The organism is uncultured Nostoc sp. (assembly GCF_964245575.1).
Classification (GTDB): Bacteria; Cyanobacteriota; Cyanobacteriia; order Cyanobacteriales; family Nostocaceae; genus Nostoc.
In genome coordinates, this window is sequence record NZ_CAXTNP010000060.1 from 16,726 (window position 1) to 32,003 (window position 15,278).

A 15,278-nucleotide genomic window follows, 5' to 3' on the forward strand; every position below is an offset into this window, starting at 1 on the left:
TCTAAAATTACAAATGCCGCCAGAAGTTCTTACTGATAGTCTTGATGCTGACAGTTTTCGGTTCAGATTGCGGCGGTTCTTTGATCTGAACAGCTACAGGTTCATTCACCAGTAAAGAATTGAGCAGTTCTTGTTGATAGTCAACATCTACAACTCTTCGGTACACCCTGTAAGGATCTATCTGCATTCCCAATGGTGTTGGGACAATTTTCAGATACTCATTAAGGGCAAGTATGTAGCTATCACTAAAGTTCCTGTTTGCAACAGCCTGACGTATAGCATTTAATAGTTGTATCGCTCGTCTGATATCTGAAATACTGCGATCGCCATCCATTTGTGGCTGACTTTCTCTGTAGCCCTTAGATTTTTTTTCGGCTACCAGATTGTGAAACTTAAAGACAGCCTGTTGATGGCTCAAGAGAGAATGTACTTTCTTCTGGGAATTGTAACCCACTCGTCCCCATTCAACAGTCAAACTACTGCCTTCAACTTTCGCACTCCAGAATTTGTTACTGTTGTTAACAGCGTCAACAAAAACAAGATATGTTTCCATAGTTTTCATGCTGGAATTAGTGAACAGATGAATATCTAATTTTTAGATATTCACCTGTAATTAGTTATTAAATCGTCAATAATCTCACTCTCTTTTTGGCGTAGCAATTGTCTCTTTTGAGAAATGCGATTTCTCTTGAACACAACAGGAGAAATCGCGGACTTTATCAATTCATGTTGCGAAACTTGGCAGTACGCAAAGACGCTTGTTTCGCCCCGATGACAGGACTAGAGGCAGCCCTCGCAGTCTTAGACCAAGCTTGCATTCGCTCCACAGCAGCAGCATCAGTAACGGCAAGTGGGGTAATGGAATGGCTGCAATTCTCTAAATCTCCCAGCGTCACTTGCTGCGGTCGCCCTTCGTCAAACGCCAGTAGTGCCGCTTCTGCTGCTAGGGTTTCCAGTTCGGCTCCTGAAAACTTCGCGGTGTTTGCAGCGATCGCTTCCAGATATTCGCCTTCGACCACAATGCCAAAACGCTCCAGGTGAATTTTCAGGATTTGACATCGCTCCGGTTCGGTTGGTAAGTCAACAAAAAAGTTTTCATCAAATCTGCCTTTCCGTTTCAATTCACTAGGTAGAGCAGACGGATCGTTACACGTTGCTACAACAAACACACCTGCCGTACACTCACTCATAAATGTGAGCAGATTTCCCAGGATTCGCTGGGAAACTCCACTTGTGTCGCCGCTACCAGACAAGGCTTTCTCTATTTCGTCTATCCATAAAACGCAGGGTGCAATCACTTCGGCTGTCTTCAAGGCACGGCGAACATTACCTTCAGATTCACCAACCAGAGAACCAAGGAGGGACGCAATATCAAGTTGGAGTAGTGGTAAATTGAGTATGGTTGCAATGTTTTTGGCGCAAATCGACTTACCTGTTCCGGGCGGGCCAGCCAACAATACGCCTTTGGGTTGCGGCAGATGCAGCTTACGCGCCTCTTGAGTGAACAGTCGCCGCCGCCTCATCAGCCATTCGCGCAGTAAATCGAGTCCGCCAAAGGGGATAGTTGCAGGTTTGCCTAACTCAATTCCCATCTGAGCCAGCAGCCGAGTTTTGTACTCGACTATTAGAGGCGTAACTGTGGCATCAATCAAAATGCCAGCGTTGCTCAAACGCTCTTTAACGGTCAGTCGCAAGAAATCGCTGACTTCCTCTAACGTCAGTCCCAGCGCTGCCTGTGCAAAGGTTTCTTTTTCTTCATAACTCAGGGACACTCGAAATGTGACATCCTGCTCAGTAGCAGATTCTTCAAGAAAAACCAGATATGACTCGAAGTGGTCTTGAATTTGGCCAATGTTCGGTAGTGGCACTTCACAGTAGGGGATGAGCCTTAACAAAGAATCGTGTAGTTCGATGTTTTGACCCAGCAGCACAATCCGTTTTTCTGTAGGTTTGAGTCGGTGGTAAAGGTTTTTCACTCTGGTCAAGATTTCCCAACTCATCTGTGGGGAATTCTTGCCAAGAAATGGGTGTATGTCCCCCAGAATAAACACGCCAACGCCATCAAAGTTATTGATATAGTCGAATACGAACAGCAACGGATCTGTATGAGCAGGTCTTTTGTACTCCGGCACCGACTTAAACACCAGCCCACCATCCGGTGCAATCAGGCATTGCTCCAGGCTGGATACTCCCAGGTTCCAAAAGAAAACTGGACTGTTGAGTTTTTCTTTAGCTTCAGTAGTCAGCCACTCAATAATCGTCGCTTCATCAGGAGACAGCACGTCAAGCGCTGCGATCGGAATTTGTGAATCGAGTGTAGCGAATAAGTTATTTAGGTTCATGATTTTTAAGAAAAGTAAAGTTACTCAAGTGTTCATTGTCTATCAAACCTACTTCACGCCATATTCGGCATCGCTGTTAATCAGATGATTAGTTTTTATTTAATTACTGACAAAAGTGCCGGGGAAATCTCTATCAGATTTTCCCGGCACTTTTGCTCAACTAAATATGACAAAATCTGCTCAAGCTATACTTTTATCAAAACAGAATTCAGGAGTCAGGAGCCAGAATTCAGAATGAATTTTGTGCGACTAGCGGATGAATCAAGGGCGTTTTTGCACCCCCACTAAATCGTTCGCGCTTGCGTCTCTGAAAGAGAAGATTTAGTGGTGCAACAATTCAGTGGCGGGTCTGAATCCCCCACTGATTGATTCTGACTCCTGAATTCTGACTTCTGAATTCTTCTTCAAATTTTCAAAATTTTCGATGCTCGATTTAAGTGCAAGAACTGTTTCTATCGCTTCTTGACTAACATCATAATTAGGAATAACCAAATCAGCTTTAACCTTTTGCGCTTGGTCTTCTAGAGAAATAAAGCGCTTAAAATCGCTTCTAGTTGTTGCAAGTCTAGACAATTCTTTGATGTCTCTGCCTTGCTCATACAAAAACGCTCTTGCCCACAACAAAGGATCTTCGAGTGCCAAATCTTGAGAAGATGCCACTAAGATAATTTCATCACAAAGTTCATCTTCTTGTAGTGGCTCTCCCAAGACTATTTTCATGATGATTTTTAAATTATTTGGCAACGTACCTAATGATTTCAACGCTTGTTCTAGGCTCAATGGAGTATCCATGATTTTCACCAAGTTATTTTTCCTGCTGGTATGGTAACGAAGTTAATTCTTTATGCGTATTCACAACTTGAACAATCACTTCATAAGCTTCGGCATCGCCGTCAAAAACCTCTGCCATACCATTGCATTGTGGGTAGGCAATCGCTGTTACTATTGCATTCAGCAGCACACATAACCCTTCAGTATTCGCTTTGATGATCACGGGTTGTCTTGGTTTTTGCTGGGCGTAAACGTGAACAAATGGGTATTCTTTAGCTAATTCGTTCATGATTGTTTTTGAGGGGGAACTTGTTGATTCCCCCGTGTTGATTACTGACGCAGGCGTGTTTGACTACTGTTCGTAGTCCGAAGCTGTGGTGCTGACTCTTCTTTATAAGTGCGATCGCCCACAACTCCAAGTGCTTCTTCAAATGGTTGCGTAGCTGATAAACAACTCAATCCCTCGAATCCCTCCGCTTCCACTTTCACTTCACCTGTAGCATTGTCGAAATGAATCAGTATTGACCGTTCCATATTTATCTCCTCACGTACTGTTGAACTTCCTGATGTCCGGCAAAAGTCAGCCGTAGAGTTTGCACGCTCCCGTTGGTTTCTTCAGCGATCGCACATTCACCAAATTTTTCTTGTAACTCAGCAGCTTTGACACGAACCAAATGCTTACCATAAGCCAGCATTAGTTTATTACTGAAAAAGTCTTGTCCCAACTTCGGAACTGTCTCGTAGCTGTCGTGTATCACATCGTACACACCACTTGACTGATTCCATTTGAAACCGATATCTGCACGGGCTTTTATGGTGCGACCAGACACAATAATTTCAGCACTTTGTCCAAGATAGCCACCGTAGTATCCTTTTAGTGATTGTGCTGTTTGGTGAACTTGTGGTGATAGGTTTAGATCCGTGAGAGCTTGCACCAAACACTCTTGATTGCTTAATTTGGTTTTGACTGTTGAGAAATGCGACATAATGTTATTCCCTTTGTCATCTGGTTTGAAAAATAGTAAAAGTGCGATATCCTTTTGAAACGCGAATATTGCACTTTTAATACATCGATCAAGTAAGAGAGCGAATGCACACTCGCCCAAGACTGTTTTTTACCGGAACTTAAACGACATCACGGTAGCCTTCGATAAGCCCACGTCGTCAGTCGCAAGTGATTGTAGATTGCGTTGTTCATCTAACAACTTGGTGCGGATAGAATCTATTTTTTGCTGCAATTGACTGCGCGTATCTGAACCAAGATTCTTCGACTCAATCGCTGGATCGTTAACGATAGAGTCCAAGTGCGCCATCATCGCCTCCAAGCTGCTGCCAGCCTCCGGGTCAGCATTCGCTAGCAAAACCTGAACCTTCATCAGATGGCGTTGCATCTTCTTTTTAAACTGGATTGGCTTGCGTCCTGGCTCCCAATCAGCCAACTCTTCAAGCAACTGCGCGGCGAGTTGTTCACCGCCAGCGATCGCTGATTCCCGTAGCCTTTGCTCCAGATTTTGGTCGTACTGTTGTATGAACTTGGTAATCTGGTCAAGGCATTCGGCTTGCTGCTGATTGAGTTGTTCAGAGAGGGCAGGGATAATTACCGGACGACCAATAACGACCTGCAAATAGTCTTCAAGGTCAATCAGAGTCGGAAATGCTCTTAACAAATTGGCTTTTACAGATTCTTGCTTATCGTGGGGTAATTCCCAAGTGTTAAGTGAGAGGAACTGGTCAATTCGTTTCTGGTAATCTACAAGTCCCGCTTCGTAATCAGCTTTTAATTGATTACGCAGTCCTGGGGCGATATTATCTCTGATATTGATTAACTGATTCCAAACAAGTGGAGCCAAATCAATCGGACAGACCCAATCACCAGTATCAGCAGACATCCATTCTTGAACTGAAGCAATCTCTTGACGCAACTGGGCAGCAGCCTCATCAAGCTTTTTAAATACCTTAATACCTCGCAAACCGACTTCGGAATTTGTGACTTTCACGAGGTCTGATTCTATTTCAGAAACTTCAGCTTTTAGCACATCTGCCCATTTAGGAGCCGCAGATTTTGTACTTTTCTTTAGCTGAATGCGAAAGCGAATGCGAGTTTTATTTAATTGCGAGAAATTGTGGCGCTCGACTACTGCATCAGTTAGAAAATTTGCAGCGATAGTGTTGTCGATTACTTGTACCATGATTATTTACCTCAATCATTATTTTCACTTTCGATTAAGCGAAGCTTCCTCAGCCTGTAACCTAATAAGTTCTTGTTTCTCGAACCATACAAGGCTGTTCTTTAATAGTTGCAATCTCTACTTTGTGGCTATTTCTCAATTTCTGAATGTCTGTAGTAGCTCTATAGATTACTTTTTTAGAGCTTTTTTGTAGTCGAACAGGTCTTTTAATGACTGGTGGTTTATGTATGGACATGGCTTAAAATAGCTGAAGTTGTTGCGAATTATCCTGTACCGCAGGCTTCTCATAGACCATACCTTCGACTTCATAACACCGAGTCATAAGTTTGTTTCGATTTAGTCGAAAGCTGGCTTTTTTTCTTTGATTTGGCAGAGGTACAAATAGATACTGTGGATGTTGGATAGTACCTGCATCGCCCAAGTATCGGCAATGTGTACCATTAATTTGGTAAACTTTTGATGAGCTTAACAGTGTCGCGTCATACACTTTGATCAAATTTGTTTCCATCTTAGTAGCAGTGAAGTGTGCCATAATTTGTTGTGGAATCGATTTTCTTCTACAGTCAGATTTAATTAGTCTGACTGTAGAGTTTTTCACGGATAAGCTGATTTTTATTCCGTCAAGCAGCAACTTTTTCTTTTTTCGGTTTAGACAACCTAGATCCGCTACTATCTGTACGTTTAGTTGTTGAAATAGGTGGGTTAACTTGACCGAATGGAGTCTGAATCTTTAGGTCAACCTTTAGCTCGGATTGCAGCAATACAAGCTGAGTTAAATAGTAATCAACCTCTTCTAAAATCTCAGCTTCTACTTCTGACGGTGAGAGCGGCTTAATCTGATCTGATTCCAGATATTTAACTTCTTCGGTGTAGCGAGAAACCATCACAAGGTAGCGGTAGCCATGACCGCAATTTTCGGCTAGCAAACTATCATGTGGTAATACTTCAATACCAATGATTTTACCTTGTTGAGTGCGTTGTCCAATATAAAACTTGGGAATTCCGTAGCCACGAGGGAGAGTAATTGTTGGTTGCATTTTTGTTACTTTTTGGTTAATTAGCTTTTGAGAGTGGCAGAAGATTACAAATAGAAATGCTCAAAGATTTGATTGAGTTTTTCCTTTAATTCATCAGGCAGAGCCTTGAAATCAAACTCTTCAGAGTCCCAAACTTCATCAATACTGGTAGACTCATCGATAATGTTTGCAATCAAACAAGATTCATCACCGTAGTTCCAGCCATTTGCTAAAAGCCACGGCAGAACTCCTTCAGATTGCAATAGTTTCTCAATGTCAAACGAGTCAGAAAACTGCTGTAAGTTTTCGATACTGGGCTGAACGATTGTAATAGTCATGGGGTATTTTAAATGATTGAAATACAGCCCAATCAAAAGAGGAAGAAAGGGATTCAAGAATTATTAAGTCACTCTCACAAGAAAAACTTTTTCCCTTTCCTTTTCTTTGTTAGCTGTAGACAAGATTTGAGAACTGATCAAATATGCTTCCCTACTTGAAGGTAAATAGGGAAGCATAAAGGCGAACACAATTGCTGTAATCACCGCAAGAAGTATTTAGTTATTAAGAAGGCACATCCTCCCAGTAACCAACTTCATCGTCATAATTTGCTTGCATAGACTGCAATTTTTTGACGAAGTTAGCAAATTCTTCGTTAGTTAGTAACTGCCTTCCTTTTTTGCCATAGTTCTCTATGAGAAACTGTTTGCCCTTTTCCTCCTTCCAACCTAAAGCTTCAATCAATCGTTGTGACTCCATCATCAATTGATTGCGATCTAGTGCATGAAACGTATGCTTTGGTAAGTTATTGTTAGGCAATCCTTTTTTCCACCAATCGCAGATGGAATTATGCACAAGAGCAATTTCTTGAGCTATTGGTTTCTTGCCAATACAATAACTCTCCCAGTCGGGCGCAGTGGGCTTTTCGTATCCGCTACATACACAGGCGTTGGAAGTTTGCCCCCCTTTCTCACGTTTCTCTGTTTTCAATATGGGACAAAATACCCACATCGAATGCCAAAGTAAATTCTTTGGTTGGTGATGTTTACCGTGAAAACTTGCATAAGCTTGTTCGCAGGTTTCACGGAATGCCATTAGTTGTTGATCAAACGACACTTGAAACACTCCCCAAGCAGTTATTTGTACTGGTGCGATATGAAGAGGTTGATTTTGGGCATCGACGAAAATCACCATATACCGCCTACCGAATTTGTAGGCGTTTTTGTCTAAACCATCACTGCTACGCCAAACTCCAATCACCTTTCTATCGTTTCCGTATAGCAGAGGCGATCGCCCAATCACAAGTATTCGTGGTTGTCTATAGAGAGCGCCAGGAATACCTATCTTTTCATCGTTTTCGTCCAACTTATTAGTAAGAACTTTATACTCTTTCCCACCAACTAGTTCTTTATTTTCGTACCATCCTGCTAATTGTTGATTTTCGTAAGCAATCCAAATGCCTGCGGGTGAAGGAATACTCTTTGCTGCTGGGGTTTTTTCGTATGCCTTGTGTTGAGCAGAATCAAAGTCAAAAGCTGTCATAGTAGCTGCTGCCTTTCTTTAATGTTAGTTTTCGCAAAGAATAAGCGAAGCTTTAATTCTGAGTGGCGAATGGCACTGTTTTTAAAACAGTGGTGGAAGAGAATTTTCTTCCACCATTCTATTTACGCCGCTACCAACTCCTGACGAACTTGCGGCAGTTCAATCGGAGCAGTTCCTCTGGACAGCGCCTCTACAGCCTCCCTGACGCTCCAGTACCGTACTCCATCGCCACAGCGCCAATAGTAAGTCTTAGGGTCGTTTTCCCAGACTTCATCAACGTTTCTGACCTTGAAGACAATTCCCAAGAATTCACCATCTAGATATATGTTGTGAGCCGTCTGAAGGTCAGTGCGTCCTACATAGGTCAGTCGATAGTTGTCTACTGGTTCGCACAAATCTTCTGCACGAGTACCACGATACCCACAGTTACCGCACCCATGACCTTCGCAGTCTGGACAGATGGCAGCAGGCATATTCCACTTCGGCAAGGTGAAGTCCCATTCAGATGGTGGGGTTAATATTCGAGCCTTGTGAGAGATATAACAACCAGCGTGACCGATTACTTTATCAGGATAGTATTGGACGCTCAACGATAGCCAGTCACAATCACCTAACAAGCCTATTTTCTCAGAAGCTTGTTTTAATTCCTTTTCTTCCTTGTGATTGCGCTCTACTGGAGCAGAAAAACTCGCTTTTACCTCTGCAACAGCGCGTTTGAATGGCTCTTTGTGATATCGAGCATAACCGTGGGTCATTTTCACCCAAACGATATCATCACTGTTGATCCAGATAGTCACCACATCTTCGGGCTGGCAATTTTTGGAGTAGTCGGACTGATTGACGATGGTTGCGATGATTTGGCGATCGCGTGTGGTTAACGGATCTTTTGTTGGCGCAGGGGCTGGAGTTTGTGTAATCATTAGAAATACCTCTTAAATGGGTAAAAAGGCGATCGCAGACTTTCCACGGTGAGCGATCGCCTTTTGTTTTGTGTGAACAACGTTGTGGTTTACGGCAACGCTCTCAAAAAGATTCGGCGTAGCCTCATATTTCTGAATTTCAGTTATTTTCTAGCAAGAATTCACAGCACAAGGCTCTAGACAAGGTATTGAGCGGTTGCTCTAATTGCAGCATGAGTGAATTTATTGAGTGATTTTGAGTATCTCCCCCAGCCGACTTTACCTGGCGTACCTTGTGCTATACGACGGGAGGTTCTCGTTTCTCAAATCTATGTTTTATGTTGAGCAAATCTGTAACTGGTTAGACTTGCGAACCCTTTTTGCGTTTGGGTGCAGGCGGTTCGCTTTCCTTTGCCCTTGAAATAAATATAAACCAATTGCATTGCTTTTGCAATATTTTTGCTATCAGATTTATTCTACGTTCTTGCTATTCAGCATAAGATACCTGTATAGCAAAAGCATTGCAATATGCTATATTTTTGCATTACCTTTAACTGTATAACGCAATGAAAAGCACAGCAAATGTAATATAAGGAGGTGTCAATGCAAGTCTTGCTGCTGTTTATGTCCAGAAAAAGAAAGCCTGTTTCCTTCCGAATTGATGAGTTAGTGGTAGAAACTTTGGCTAAATTAGCTAGGGAAGAAAATACTAGTGTGAATAGATACATCGAAACTCATTTTTTTCGGCTAGGTAAAGAGCGAGGCTTTATTCCTCCAGACGCTCAATTAATTGGCGAAACCAGAGGAGGGGACACAACTAAGGGTATAAATTCTGATGAAATTTGAGCCATTGGGTGAGGAAAAACTATCTCAAACCAATGTAAATTACATTTATAACGTATTTAATTTTACCTAAAAGTACACAATGTTAGGTATATTTAAGTAAAAACGTGTTGTAAATAATGGCTATTAAACAGAATTTTTCAATTGGGAGCTAACAGGCGCTCGTTTTACTCTTCATTTGGATTGGTCAGAGAAAGAATTTATCTTTTTTGAAGCCCCTCACCGAGCCGATTCCCTTGGATAACTCAAGCCAGTTAATAAAAAAATCATTTCCTCTGTCTCTTCAAGGAGCCAACATGAATCTACCTTTAAATCAGTCCGTGTTGCTGGAGTCAAGAACACTGAGGACTTCAGCTTTAACAAATTTTGAGAGCGACAAAGCTTTATCTATTCTCTCCAAGGCTAAAGCAATAATTTTCGCTGTCTGGAATGGTAGTGGTTGGGCGACCACTGCACAGATTGCAGAATACTTCGAGGTGAGTGAATCAGCGATTAAAGAATTGTACAGAAGCAATCAAGAAGAATTTAACCTCCAAGAAACTGAAACCCTTGCAGGACAAGTACTTAGGGATGTTAGACAGACATTCTGTCTAAGTCCCAGAACACCAAAAGCGAGAGTTTTTAGTCCTTTAGGCGCTCTCAGGATTGCGATGTTACTACAACAATCGGAGGTGGCCGCACAGATCCGAACGATACTTATTGAAATCGTTGCAGCGATACCCAACACAATTGCATCTCAAAACCAAAATCATATACCAGCCCTCCCTCCAGTTGAGCAACGGCTAGATACTTTTGTCAAAGCAATGAAGACTTTAGCCGAACTCACCGGTGGCAGACTCAACCCTTACATGGAACAGAATTGCAAAGACTTTGCCGCCAATCTGATAGCTGACTACAACAGACAGTCCTTAACCGGCACACAAGAAAAGTGGCTTGGCGTGGTCAACTTTGCAGAAAGCGAACTCGGTAAAAAAGTCCCCCTGAGCGGCTCCCACTATCGGGGACACTTGGGCACATGGGTAAGAACATTCTACCCACAATTGGGCGATCGCCAAGAGACACGATTGGTTAACGGTGTGCAACAGCCCATCTATGTCTACGCTTGTCATGAGCCGACTGTTGCGGCAGGCTTAACCAAAGCTATAGAAGAGTTCTTCGCTCATCCCAGTCCTGGTGCAGCGCTAAGGCAGGCGGGAGCTTTCGTTAGCAAGAAGGAAAAAGTATCAGTTTAGTAGCCATCAGTCTTCAGTTATCAGTTCCCTAATACCAAATTATTGTAAAGCTGCATGAAACAGGATAAGGGTGAAAGGATTGCCAAGCAAAGGTTTTAGCTTTCTAATTCTATGCAACTTCATACAAAATTGGTATAAATCTTCTGACTGTTGGCTAATTAAATAATACCCATGTAGAGAATTAGCACTGAAAATTTTATGATCATTCCCTTTGATTTACAAGCAAAAGTCACAGCCACTGATGGTAAAGAGTGCATAATTAGCACTGCTTATGTAGACATCATTCAAATTCTGACTTCTAAAGAATTAGCTCAAGCTGACCCGGAAATGAGGGGAACTTTAGACATGATTGCAGAAAATGGGAGCTTTTGTGGCGACGGTGTTGATGAGTTTCTGAGCGATGTTTTAGATGAACTTCAGGACTGGGAATTTGTCGAAGAAATTGACGATGGCAACAGTACTTACTGGGTGCTTACCCCAAAAGGCGTTTTACTCCAAGCTGAACTTTAACAAAAATAATCAAGCGAACAATCGCAATTCACCTGTAATTAGGGATTGCTCCTCACCACTGCATACTCCGATTCTGGCTCAAGCTGGTTTCAATGGAATAATTTTACGCCTTGGAGATAAAAAATATGAAAGCCATAGTCACAGTAGTTGAAAAAATCTCATCTGAAGCTCACATTGATATTCCCGATGGTTTAGCAGAATTAGGCATTAGACAGCATGTTGTAGATCATTACAACAGTGGCGAAATGCTTGCCTTACTGAACATTTTCCACGTTGATTTTGAATCTATCAGCGTTCACATTGGTAAAAAGCTCCAAATCAGTTGGCAACCTGGAAAGCCTTGGAGTTCAAAGCGTTCCTATTACTTTTGTAAACTTGGAAGATTTACTTTGACTCTGTTAACTGACATAGAGCAGAACTTAACTCGTACAGAAGTTTACTTTGGGCATCAGAAGCAACTTATTTACATATCAGAAAAGGAGATATCCAAAGAATTGGCAACAGTTGAACTCCAAAACTTCTTAAGTGGATTAGCTGTTGAACTTCAGACTTTAAGCCACATCGAATTTAGTGAGGATGAAGTATGACTGTTGTACAACTCCTGACATTACAACCAGATACAAATGCATCTATAGAAACTGTTGGTAGGCATCCACTGAACTTTTACGAGTCTCCATCGTGGTTCACTACTGAGTTATTGCGTCATGTCAGATTGTCTGGTGTCATTGGTGAGCCTTGTGTGGGGCATGGAGCGATCGCTTCTTTGTTGAATGTGTGGCCTCATACAGAACATATCTGGACTAACGACATAGATCCGAACAAGCAGGCACATTTTCACTACGATGCAACACTATCGGAGTCATGGGAAAAATTTCCCGATTGTGACTGGATCTGCACTAACCCACCATACGCGGAATTTGCTGCACCAATCATCAAAAATGCTTACCAGAAAGCGCGTGTGGGTGTCGCCGCTTTTTTACTTACCAGCTTTCTCGAACCCTGTGATGATCGGGCGGATTTCTTACAGCAGCACCCGCCGTCACTTGTAATCATCATGCCGCGCTTCTGCTTTCGGAAAGACAAACTGGGTACTCGTTGGGCTACCGATAACGTTACCATCTCGTGCTTTGTCTGGGACAAACGCGCAACCACACAACGCATTATCGTGCGTCCTAAGTCAGAAATTATTGGGTTTTACAAAAATCCAGAACAGGCTATTTCACAGGAACGGGCAGAAGAAATTGTACAGGCGATCGCCGCTTAAGGAGTATGTATGAAACAGATGACACTGTTTGATGAACCAACTATAGTTTTACCTGTCAGTTATTATCCAGACTTTCTCACAAAGCAAGAAGCAAACGAACTTTACCAACATTGCCAAGAACTGCAATGGCAGCAAAACCAAATCAGGATGTTGGGTAAAACTATGCCCGTTCCGCGTCTGGAGTGCATTTATGGTGACGAAGGGTGTGATTACCTCTACTCCAAGAGTGTACTGCTCAAACCATTACCTTGGACTTCATCGCTGGCCCAACTGCGAGATAGGATTACTGCGGCTACTGGCTACAGCTTCCGCATTGTCATCGGCAATCAGTATAGAAGTGGACAAGACAGTATCGGCTGGCACAACGACAGTGAAGCTTCGATGGGATTTAACCCAGCCATCGCATCCATCAGCCTGGGTTCGGTGAGGAAATTCCAAATCAAGCCCATCGGGGGTAAGCCGACTGACTTTTGGCTGGAGCATGGGAGTCTTTTGGTGATGCTTCCAGGTTGTCAGAGTACTCATCTGCATCAAGTCCCGAAGACCAATAAGGTCGTTAGCACACGGATTAATCTAACTTTTCGACCGCACGTTGGGGGAAAAAGGTAATTCGTTCTGTCTGTAAAACATTATCGTATCTTCCAAATATCGAATTTTATTAGTCAGATTGAAAAAGTCTTGAATGTATTACATCCCAAAACATCAGTAGGGGGATCTCATGAAGTTAACCGATTGTTTAATAGACCTTGGTAATTCTGTTGCTTATTACCCAAAACTAGTTGAAGTCACGGGTGGCGTTTTACCAAATTTGTTTTTATGCCAAATGTATTACTGGCTGGGTAAACAAAAAAATCCTGAAGGTTGGATTTATAAAACTCAAGCCGAGATTGAGAAAGAAACTGGACTGACTCGAAAACAACAAGAAACAGCTCGAAAATTTCTTAAAGCCAGAGGATTACTCCAAGAAAAATATACCGGATGTCCTAGACGCTTAGAGTTTTGGTTGGATAAAGATACTTTAAATCAACGTTGGTCAGCTTTTATGCACAATCTTGAGCTACCAATTGCGAAAATTACTTCATCTTGGACTCGCAGAGCAAAAAAATCTCAGGATGACGCTGATCAAAAACCCAGCATAATGCCCAATTCGGACAATATAGACAGCACCAATAGTGCAATATGTAATGACCAAATAGAGCAATATATATTGCCCCAATCATCCAGTACAGAATGCCCCGATAGTACAGGCTATAATGCCTTCCTTGGACATACTGTAATGCCTTCTTCGGACAATCTATCTATATATACAAAGAATACTTCAAAGATTACTTCAGAGATTACACACAATGCGCCCCTGGCTTCGCCACCCGCGCCCCCCACAAGCGAGTGTGTGTGTGAAAAAGAAGAACTTGATTTAACAACGAAAGAAATTGAACTTGAAAAACCAAGCTTAGAAAAACCAACCCCAGAAGAACCAACCCCACAACAACCCACTTCGTTGTTAAAAAAATCCGAGTATAAGCAACAATGTGGGTTCGCAGATAAGATGAAATTCTGACAACGAATTTATAAGGGTTCCAGGTACCGATATTCGCGCATAAAGTGAAATTCATTGTGGAGTCTGGGTTTGAGCCAAATATTCAATTCGCACATAAATTGAAATTTTCCGACTTTGATTTAACGACAGCCCGAATGCTTTTAAAAGCGTACTTTTGAAGTGCGATAGGCTTACGCCCCACGCCCAGGCGATCGCCTCGTGTCATAGGTAGCCAAGCAGCTTGACTATGGAAAATTCGGGATTTTAAGTATAAATCATAATCAGTATTTAACAAAATATAGTGAATTTCTGTGAGTAGATGCAAAATTTCACTTTATGTGCCAATTCGCTAGCTTTCTCAAACCCTTGCCCCACAATCGATTTCACTTTATGTGCGAATTCCGTCGCCTGGAACTCCTGTAACTCCGTTGTTCAAATTTCATCTTATCTACGAACCGACAACAAACCGATAATCCCTCAAGAGGATCAACTATTGCGGGGGGGTCGTTCGAGAAACACGAACAAGCGAATAAGCCGCAACTAACCTGTCCCTACAAGACAGCCCGGAACGTAAAAGAACTGATTGATGCTTGGCTAACAGACCCGACTGCTATGAGTGATGATTCTCTACCACTGCTTGTCAGAGAAACAATCAAGTGGAATTGCTGGGTTTTACCTTGGCGCAATGGAGAGCGAAAGCTGAATAACTTGTACCAGAACTTCAACCCCATAGTCGTGGACTTCCTGGCACAAGAATTAGCCACTAAATCGAAACGCTCCGCACGACAGGAAGTAGATCATGCGATCGCAGTCATGAACACTTGGGAAAAAACCAAAGGGGGATGGACGAACCTGATGCAGCGCTATAACCAAGCTCATAGTGCCGAAATTCAACGCCTTGCCCAACAAAAGGCCATACAAACGGCTCATGCTGCCCCTAATGAGTTGAGGGCAGTACTACCAGAAATTAGACAAGCGCGGAGATTTAGTAAGACAGGAGCCAGGAGCCAGGAATCAGGATTCAGAATTGAAACTTGTGCAGCTGCGGGATGAACCATCACTTCAAACAAGAAATTTCTTGTTAACGTGAGTTCGGGATAAGAAAGGGGGCAAAACAGGTAGGCTGAAAGTGCTAA

The 15,278-nt window shown here is 42.5% G+C and carries 20 protein-coding genes; 8 read left to right on the plus strand and 12 right to left on the minus strand.

The genetic code is table 11. From position 1 onward, the window contains the following. Window positions 1-7: 7 nt before the first annotated feature. The 12 genes from ACFFAP_RS12095 to ACFFAP_RS12150 form a co-directional block, all read right to left on the minus strand. Window positions 8-553: a WGR domain-containing protein gene (locus tag ACFFAP_RS12095; protein WP_375511445.1), complete on the minus strand. Its 546-nt coding sequence runs from the start codon at window positions 551-553 to the stop codon at window positions 8-10. Between the two features lie 166 nt (window positions 554-719). Further along, complete coding sequence (locus ACFFAP_RS12100; protein WP_375511446.1) at window positions 720-2,342, minus strand: AAA family ATPase; 1,623 nt, start codon at window positions 2,340-2,342, stop codon at window positions 720-722. Window positions 2,343-2,663: 321 nt separating this feature from the next. Next, window positions 2,664-3,134: a hypothetical protein gene (locus ACFFAP_RS12105; protein ID WP_375511447.1), complete on the minus strand. Its 471-nt coding sequence runs from the start codon at window positions 3,132-3,134 to the stop codon at window positions 2,664-2,666. A gap of 13 nt (window positions 3,135-3,147) precedes the next feature. Continuing rightward, window positions 3,148-3,402: a hypothetical protein gene (locus ACFFAP_RS12110; RefSeq protein WP_375511448.1), complete on the minus strand. Its 255-nt coding sequence runs from the start codon at window positions 3,400-3,402 to the stop codon at window positions 3,148-3,150. Between the two features lie 41 nt (window positions 3,403-3,443). Then, entirely contained in the window at window positions 3,444-3,647 is a 204-nt protein-coding gene (locus ACFFAP_RS12115; RefSeq protein WP_375511449.1) for a DUF2997 domain-containing protein, read from the minus strand. A 2-nt stretch (window positions 3,648-3,649) separates the two neighbouring features. Further along, the gene (locus ACFFAP_RS12120; RefSeq protein ID WP_375511450.1) at window positions 3,650-4,099 is read right to left on the minus strand and encodes a DUF1257 domain-containing protein; all 450 of its coding nucleotides are present in this window, start codon (window positions 4,097-4,099) and stop codon (window positions 3,650-3,652) included. A gap of 129 nt (window positions 4,100-4,228) precedes the next feature. Next, entirely contained in the window at window positions 4,229-5,302 is a 1,074-nt protein-coding gene (locus ACFFAP_RS12125; protein ID WP_375511451.1) for a hypothetical protein, read from the minus strand. Window positions 5,303-5,540: 238 nt separating this feature from the next. Beyond that, entirely contained in the window at window positions 5,541-5,834 is a 294-nt protein-coding gene (locus tag ACFFAP_RS12130) for a hypothetical protein (protein WP_375511452.1), read from the minus strand. Window positions 5,835-5,922: 88 nt separating this feature from the next. Next, entirely contained in the window at window positions 5,923-6,339 is a 417-nt protein-coding gene (locus ACFFAP_RS12135) for a hypothetical protein (protein WP_375511453.1), read from the minus strand. Between the two features lie 44 nt (window positions 6,340-6,383). Next, window positions 6,384-6,656 carry a hypothetical protein gene (locus ACFFAP_RS12140; protein WP_375511454.1) on the minus strand — a complete coding sequence of 91 codons (273 nt, stop codon included), beginning with the start codon at window positions 6,654-6,656 and terminating at the stop codon, window positions 6,384-6,386. Between the two features lie 223 nt (window positions 6,657-6,879). Beyond that, complete coding sequence (locus ACFFAP_RS12145) at window positions 6,880-7,857, minus strand: DUF5895 domain-containing protein (protein WP_375511455.1); 978 nt, start codon at window positions 7,855-7,857, stop codon at window positions 6,880-6,882. Between the two features lie 122 nt (window positions 7,858-7,979). Then, window positions 7,980-8,777, minus strand: a complete 798-nt coding sequence (locus ACFFAP_RS12150) for a hypothetical protein (RefSeq protein ID WP_375511456.1) — start codon at window positions 8,775-8,777, stop codon at window positions 7,980-7,982. Between the two features lie 603 nt (window positions 8,778-9,380). On the opposite strand from ACFFAP_RS12150, the gene ACFFAP_RS12155 reads away from it, so the two are divergent. The 8 genes from ACFFAP_RS12155 to ACFFAP_RS12190 all read left to right on the plus strand — a co-directional run bounded on the left by ACFFAP_RS12155 (window position 9,381) and on the right by ACFFAP_RS12190 (window position 15,195). Next, window positions 9,381-9,602, plus strand: coding sequence for a hypothetical protein (locus tag ACFFAP_RS12155; RefSeq protein WP_196528221.1), 222 nt, complete (start codon window positions 9,381-9,383; stop codon window positions 9,600-9,602). Between the two features lie 293 nt (window positions 9,603-9,895). Next, window positions 9,896-10,831, plus strand: coding sequence for a hypothetical protein (locus ACFFAP_RS12160; RefSeq protein ID WP_375511457.1), 936 nt, complete (start codon window positions 9,896-9,898; stop codon window positions 10,829-10,831). A 198-nt stretch (window positions 10,832-11,029) separates the two neighbouring features. Then, a complete protein-coding gene (locus tag ACFFAP_RS12165) occupies window positions 11,030-11,341 on the plus strand; it encodes a hypothetical protein (protein ID WP_152592651.1) in 312 nt (103 codons plus the stop codon). 125 nt (window positions 11,342-11,466) lie between these two features. Then, complete coding sequence (locus tag ACFFAP_RS12170; protein ID WP_375511458.1) at window positions 11,467-11,928, plus strand: hypothetical protein; 462 nt, start codon at window positions 11,467-11,469, stop codon at window positions 11,926-11,928. After that, the gene (locus ACFFAP_RS12175; RefSeq protein ID WP_375511459.1) at window positions 11,925-12,605 is read left to right on the plus strand and encodes a hypothetical protein; all 681 of its coding nucleotides are present in this window, start codon (window positions 11,925-11,927) and stop codon (window positions 12,603-12,605) included. Before ACFFAP_RS12170 ends, ACFFAP_RS12175 begins: the two co-directional genes overlap by 4 nt. 9 nt (window positions 12,606-12,614) lie before the next feature. Further along, window positions 12,615-13,214 carry an alpha-ketoglutarate-dependent dioxygenase AlkB gene (locus ACFFAP_RS12180; protein WP_375511460.1) on the plus strand — a complete coding sequence of 200 codons (600 nt, stop codon included), beginning with the start codon at window positions 12,615-12,617 and terminating at the stop codon, window positions 13,212-13,214. Between the two features lie 109 nt (window positions 13,215-13,323). Further along, window positions 13,324-14,163, plus strand: coding sequence for a hypothetical protein (locus ACFFAP_RS12185; protein WP_375511461.1), 840 nt, complete (start codon window positions 13,324-13,326; stop codon window positions 14,161-14,163). 591 nt (window positions 14,164-14,754) lie between these two features. Next, window positions 14,755-15,195, plus strand: coding sequence for a hypothetical protein (locus ACFFAP_RS12190; protein ID WP_375511462.1), 441 nt, complete (start codon window positions 14,755-14,757; stop codon window positions 15,193-15,195). Window positions 15,196-15,278: the final 83 nt, after the last annotated feature.

Bases quoted from the DNA above. Each gene is read 5' to 3' on its own strand.
- ACFFAP_RS12095 (WP_375511445.1), bottom strand. From the start codon at position 553: ATGGAAACATATCTTGTTTTTGTTGACGCTGTTAACAACAGTAACAAA.
- ACFFAP_RS12100 (WP_375511446.1), bottom strand. From the start codon at position 2,342: ATGAACCTAAATAACTTATTCGCTACACTCGATTCACAAATTCCGATC.
- ACFFAP_RS12105 (WP_375511447.1), bottom strand. From the start codon at position 3,134: ATGGATACTCCATTGAGCCTAGAACAAGCGTTGAAATCATTAGGTACG.
- ACFFAP_RS12110 (WP_375511448.1), bottom strand. From the start codon at position 3,402: ATGAACGAATTAGCTAAAGAATACCCATTTGTTCACGTTTACGCCCAG.
- ACFFAP_RS12115 (WP_375511449.1), bottom strand. From the start codon at position 3,647: ATGGAACGGTCAATACTGATTCATTTCGACAATGCTACAGGTGAAGTG.
- ACFFAP_RS12120 (WP_375511450.1), bottom strand. From the start codon at position 4,099: ATGTCGCATTTCTCAACAGTCAAAACCAAATTAAGCAATCAAGAGTGT.
- ACFFAP_RS12125 (WP_375511451.1), bottom strand. From the start codon at position 5,302: ATGGTACAAGTAATCGACAACACTATCGCTGCAAATTTTCTAACTGAT.
- ACFFAP_RS12130 (WP_375511452.1), bottom strand. From the start codon at position 5,834: ATGGCACACTTCACTGCTACTAAGATGGAAACAAATTTGATCAAAGTG.
- ACFFAP_RS12135 (WP_375511453.1), bottom strand. From the start codon at position 6,339: ATGCAACCAACAATTACTCTCCCTCGTGGCTACGGAATTCCCAAGTTT.
- ACFFAP_RS12140 (WP_375511454.1), bottom strand. From the start codon at position 6,656: ATGACTATTACAATCGTTCAGCCCAGTATCGAAAACTTACAGCAGTTT.
- ACFFAP_RS12145 (WP_375511455.1), bottom strand. From the start codon at position 7,857: ATGACAGCTTTTGACTTTGATTCTGCTCAACACAAGGCATACGAAAAA.
- ACFFAP_RS12150 (WP_375511456.1), bottom strand. From the start codon at position 8,777: ATGATTACACAAACTCCAGCCCCTGCGCCAACAAAAGATCCGTTAACC.
- ACFFAP_RS12155 (WP_196528221.1), top strand. From the start codon at position 9,381: ATGTCCAGAAAAAGAAAGCCTGTTTCCTTCCGAATTGATGAGTTAGTG.
- ACFFAP_RS12160 (WP_375511457.1), top strand. From the start codon at position 9,896: ATGAATCTACCTTTAAATCAGTCCGTGTTGCTGGAGTCAAGAACACTG.
- ACFFAP_RS12165 (WP_152592651.1), top strand. From the start codon at position 11,030: ATGATCATTCCCTTTGATTTACAAGCAAAAGTCACAGCCACTGATGGT.
- ACFFAP_RS12170 (WP_375511458.1), top strand. From the start codon at position 11,467: ATGAAAGCCATAGTCACAGTAGTTGAAAAAATCTCATCTGAAGCTCAC.
- ACFFAP_RS12175 (WP_375511459.1), top strand. From the start codon at position 11,925: ATGACTGTTGTACAACTCCTGACATTACAACCAGATACAAATGCATCT.
- ACFFAP_RS12180 (WP_375511460.1), top strand. From the start codon at position 12,615: ATGAAACAGATGACACTGTTTGATGAACCAACTATAGTTTTACCTGTC.
- ACFFAP_RS12185 (WP_375511461.1), top strand. From the start codon at position 13,324: ATGAAGTTAACCGATTGTTTAATAGACCTTGGTAATTCTGTTGCTTAT.
- ACFFAP_RS12190 (WP_375511462.1), top strand. From the start codon at position 14,755: ATGAGTGATGATTCTCTACCACTGCTTGTCAGAGAAACAATCAAGTGG.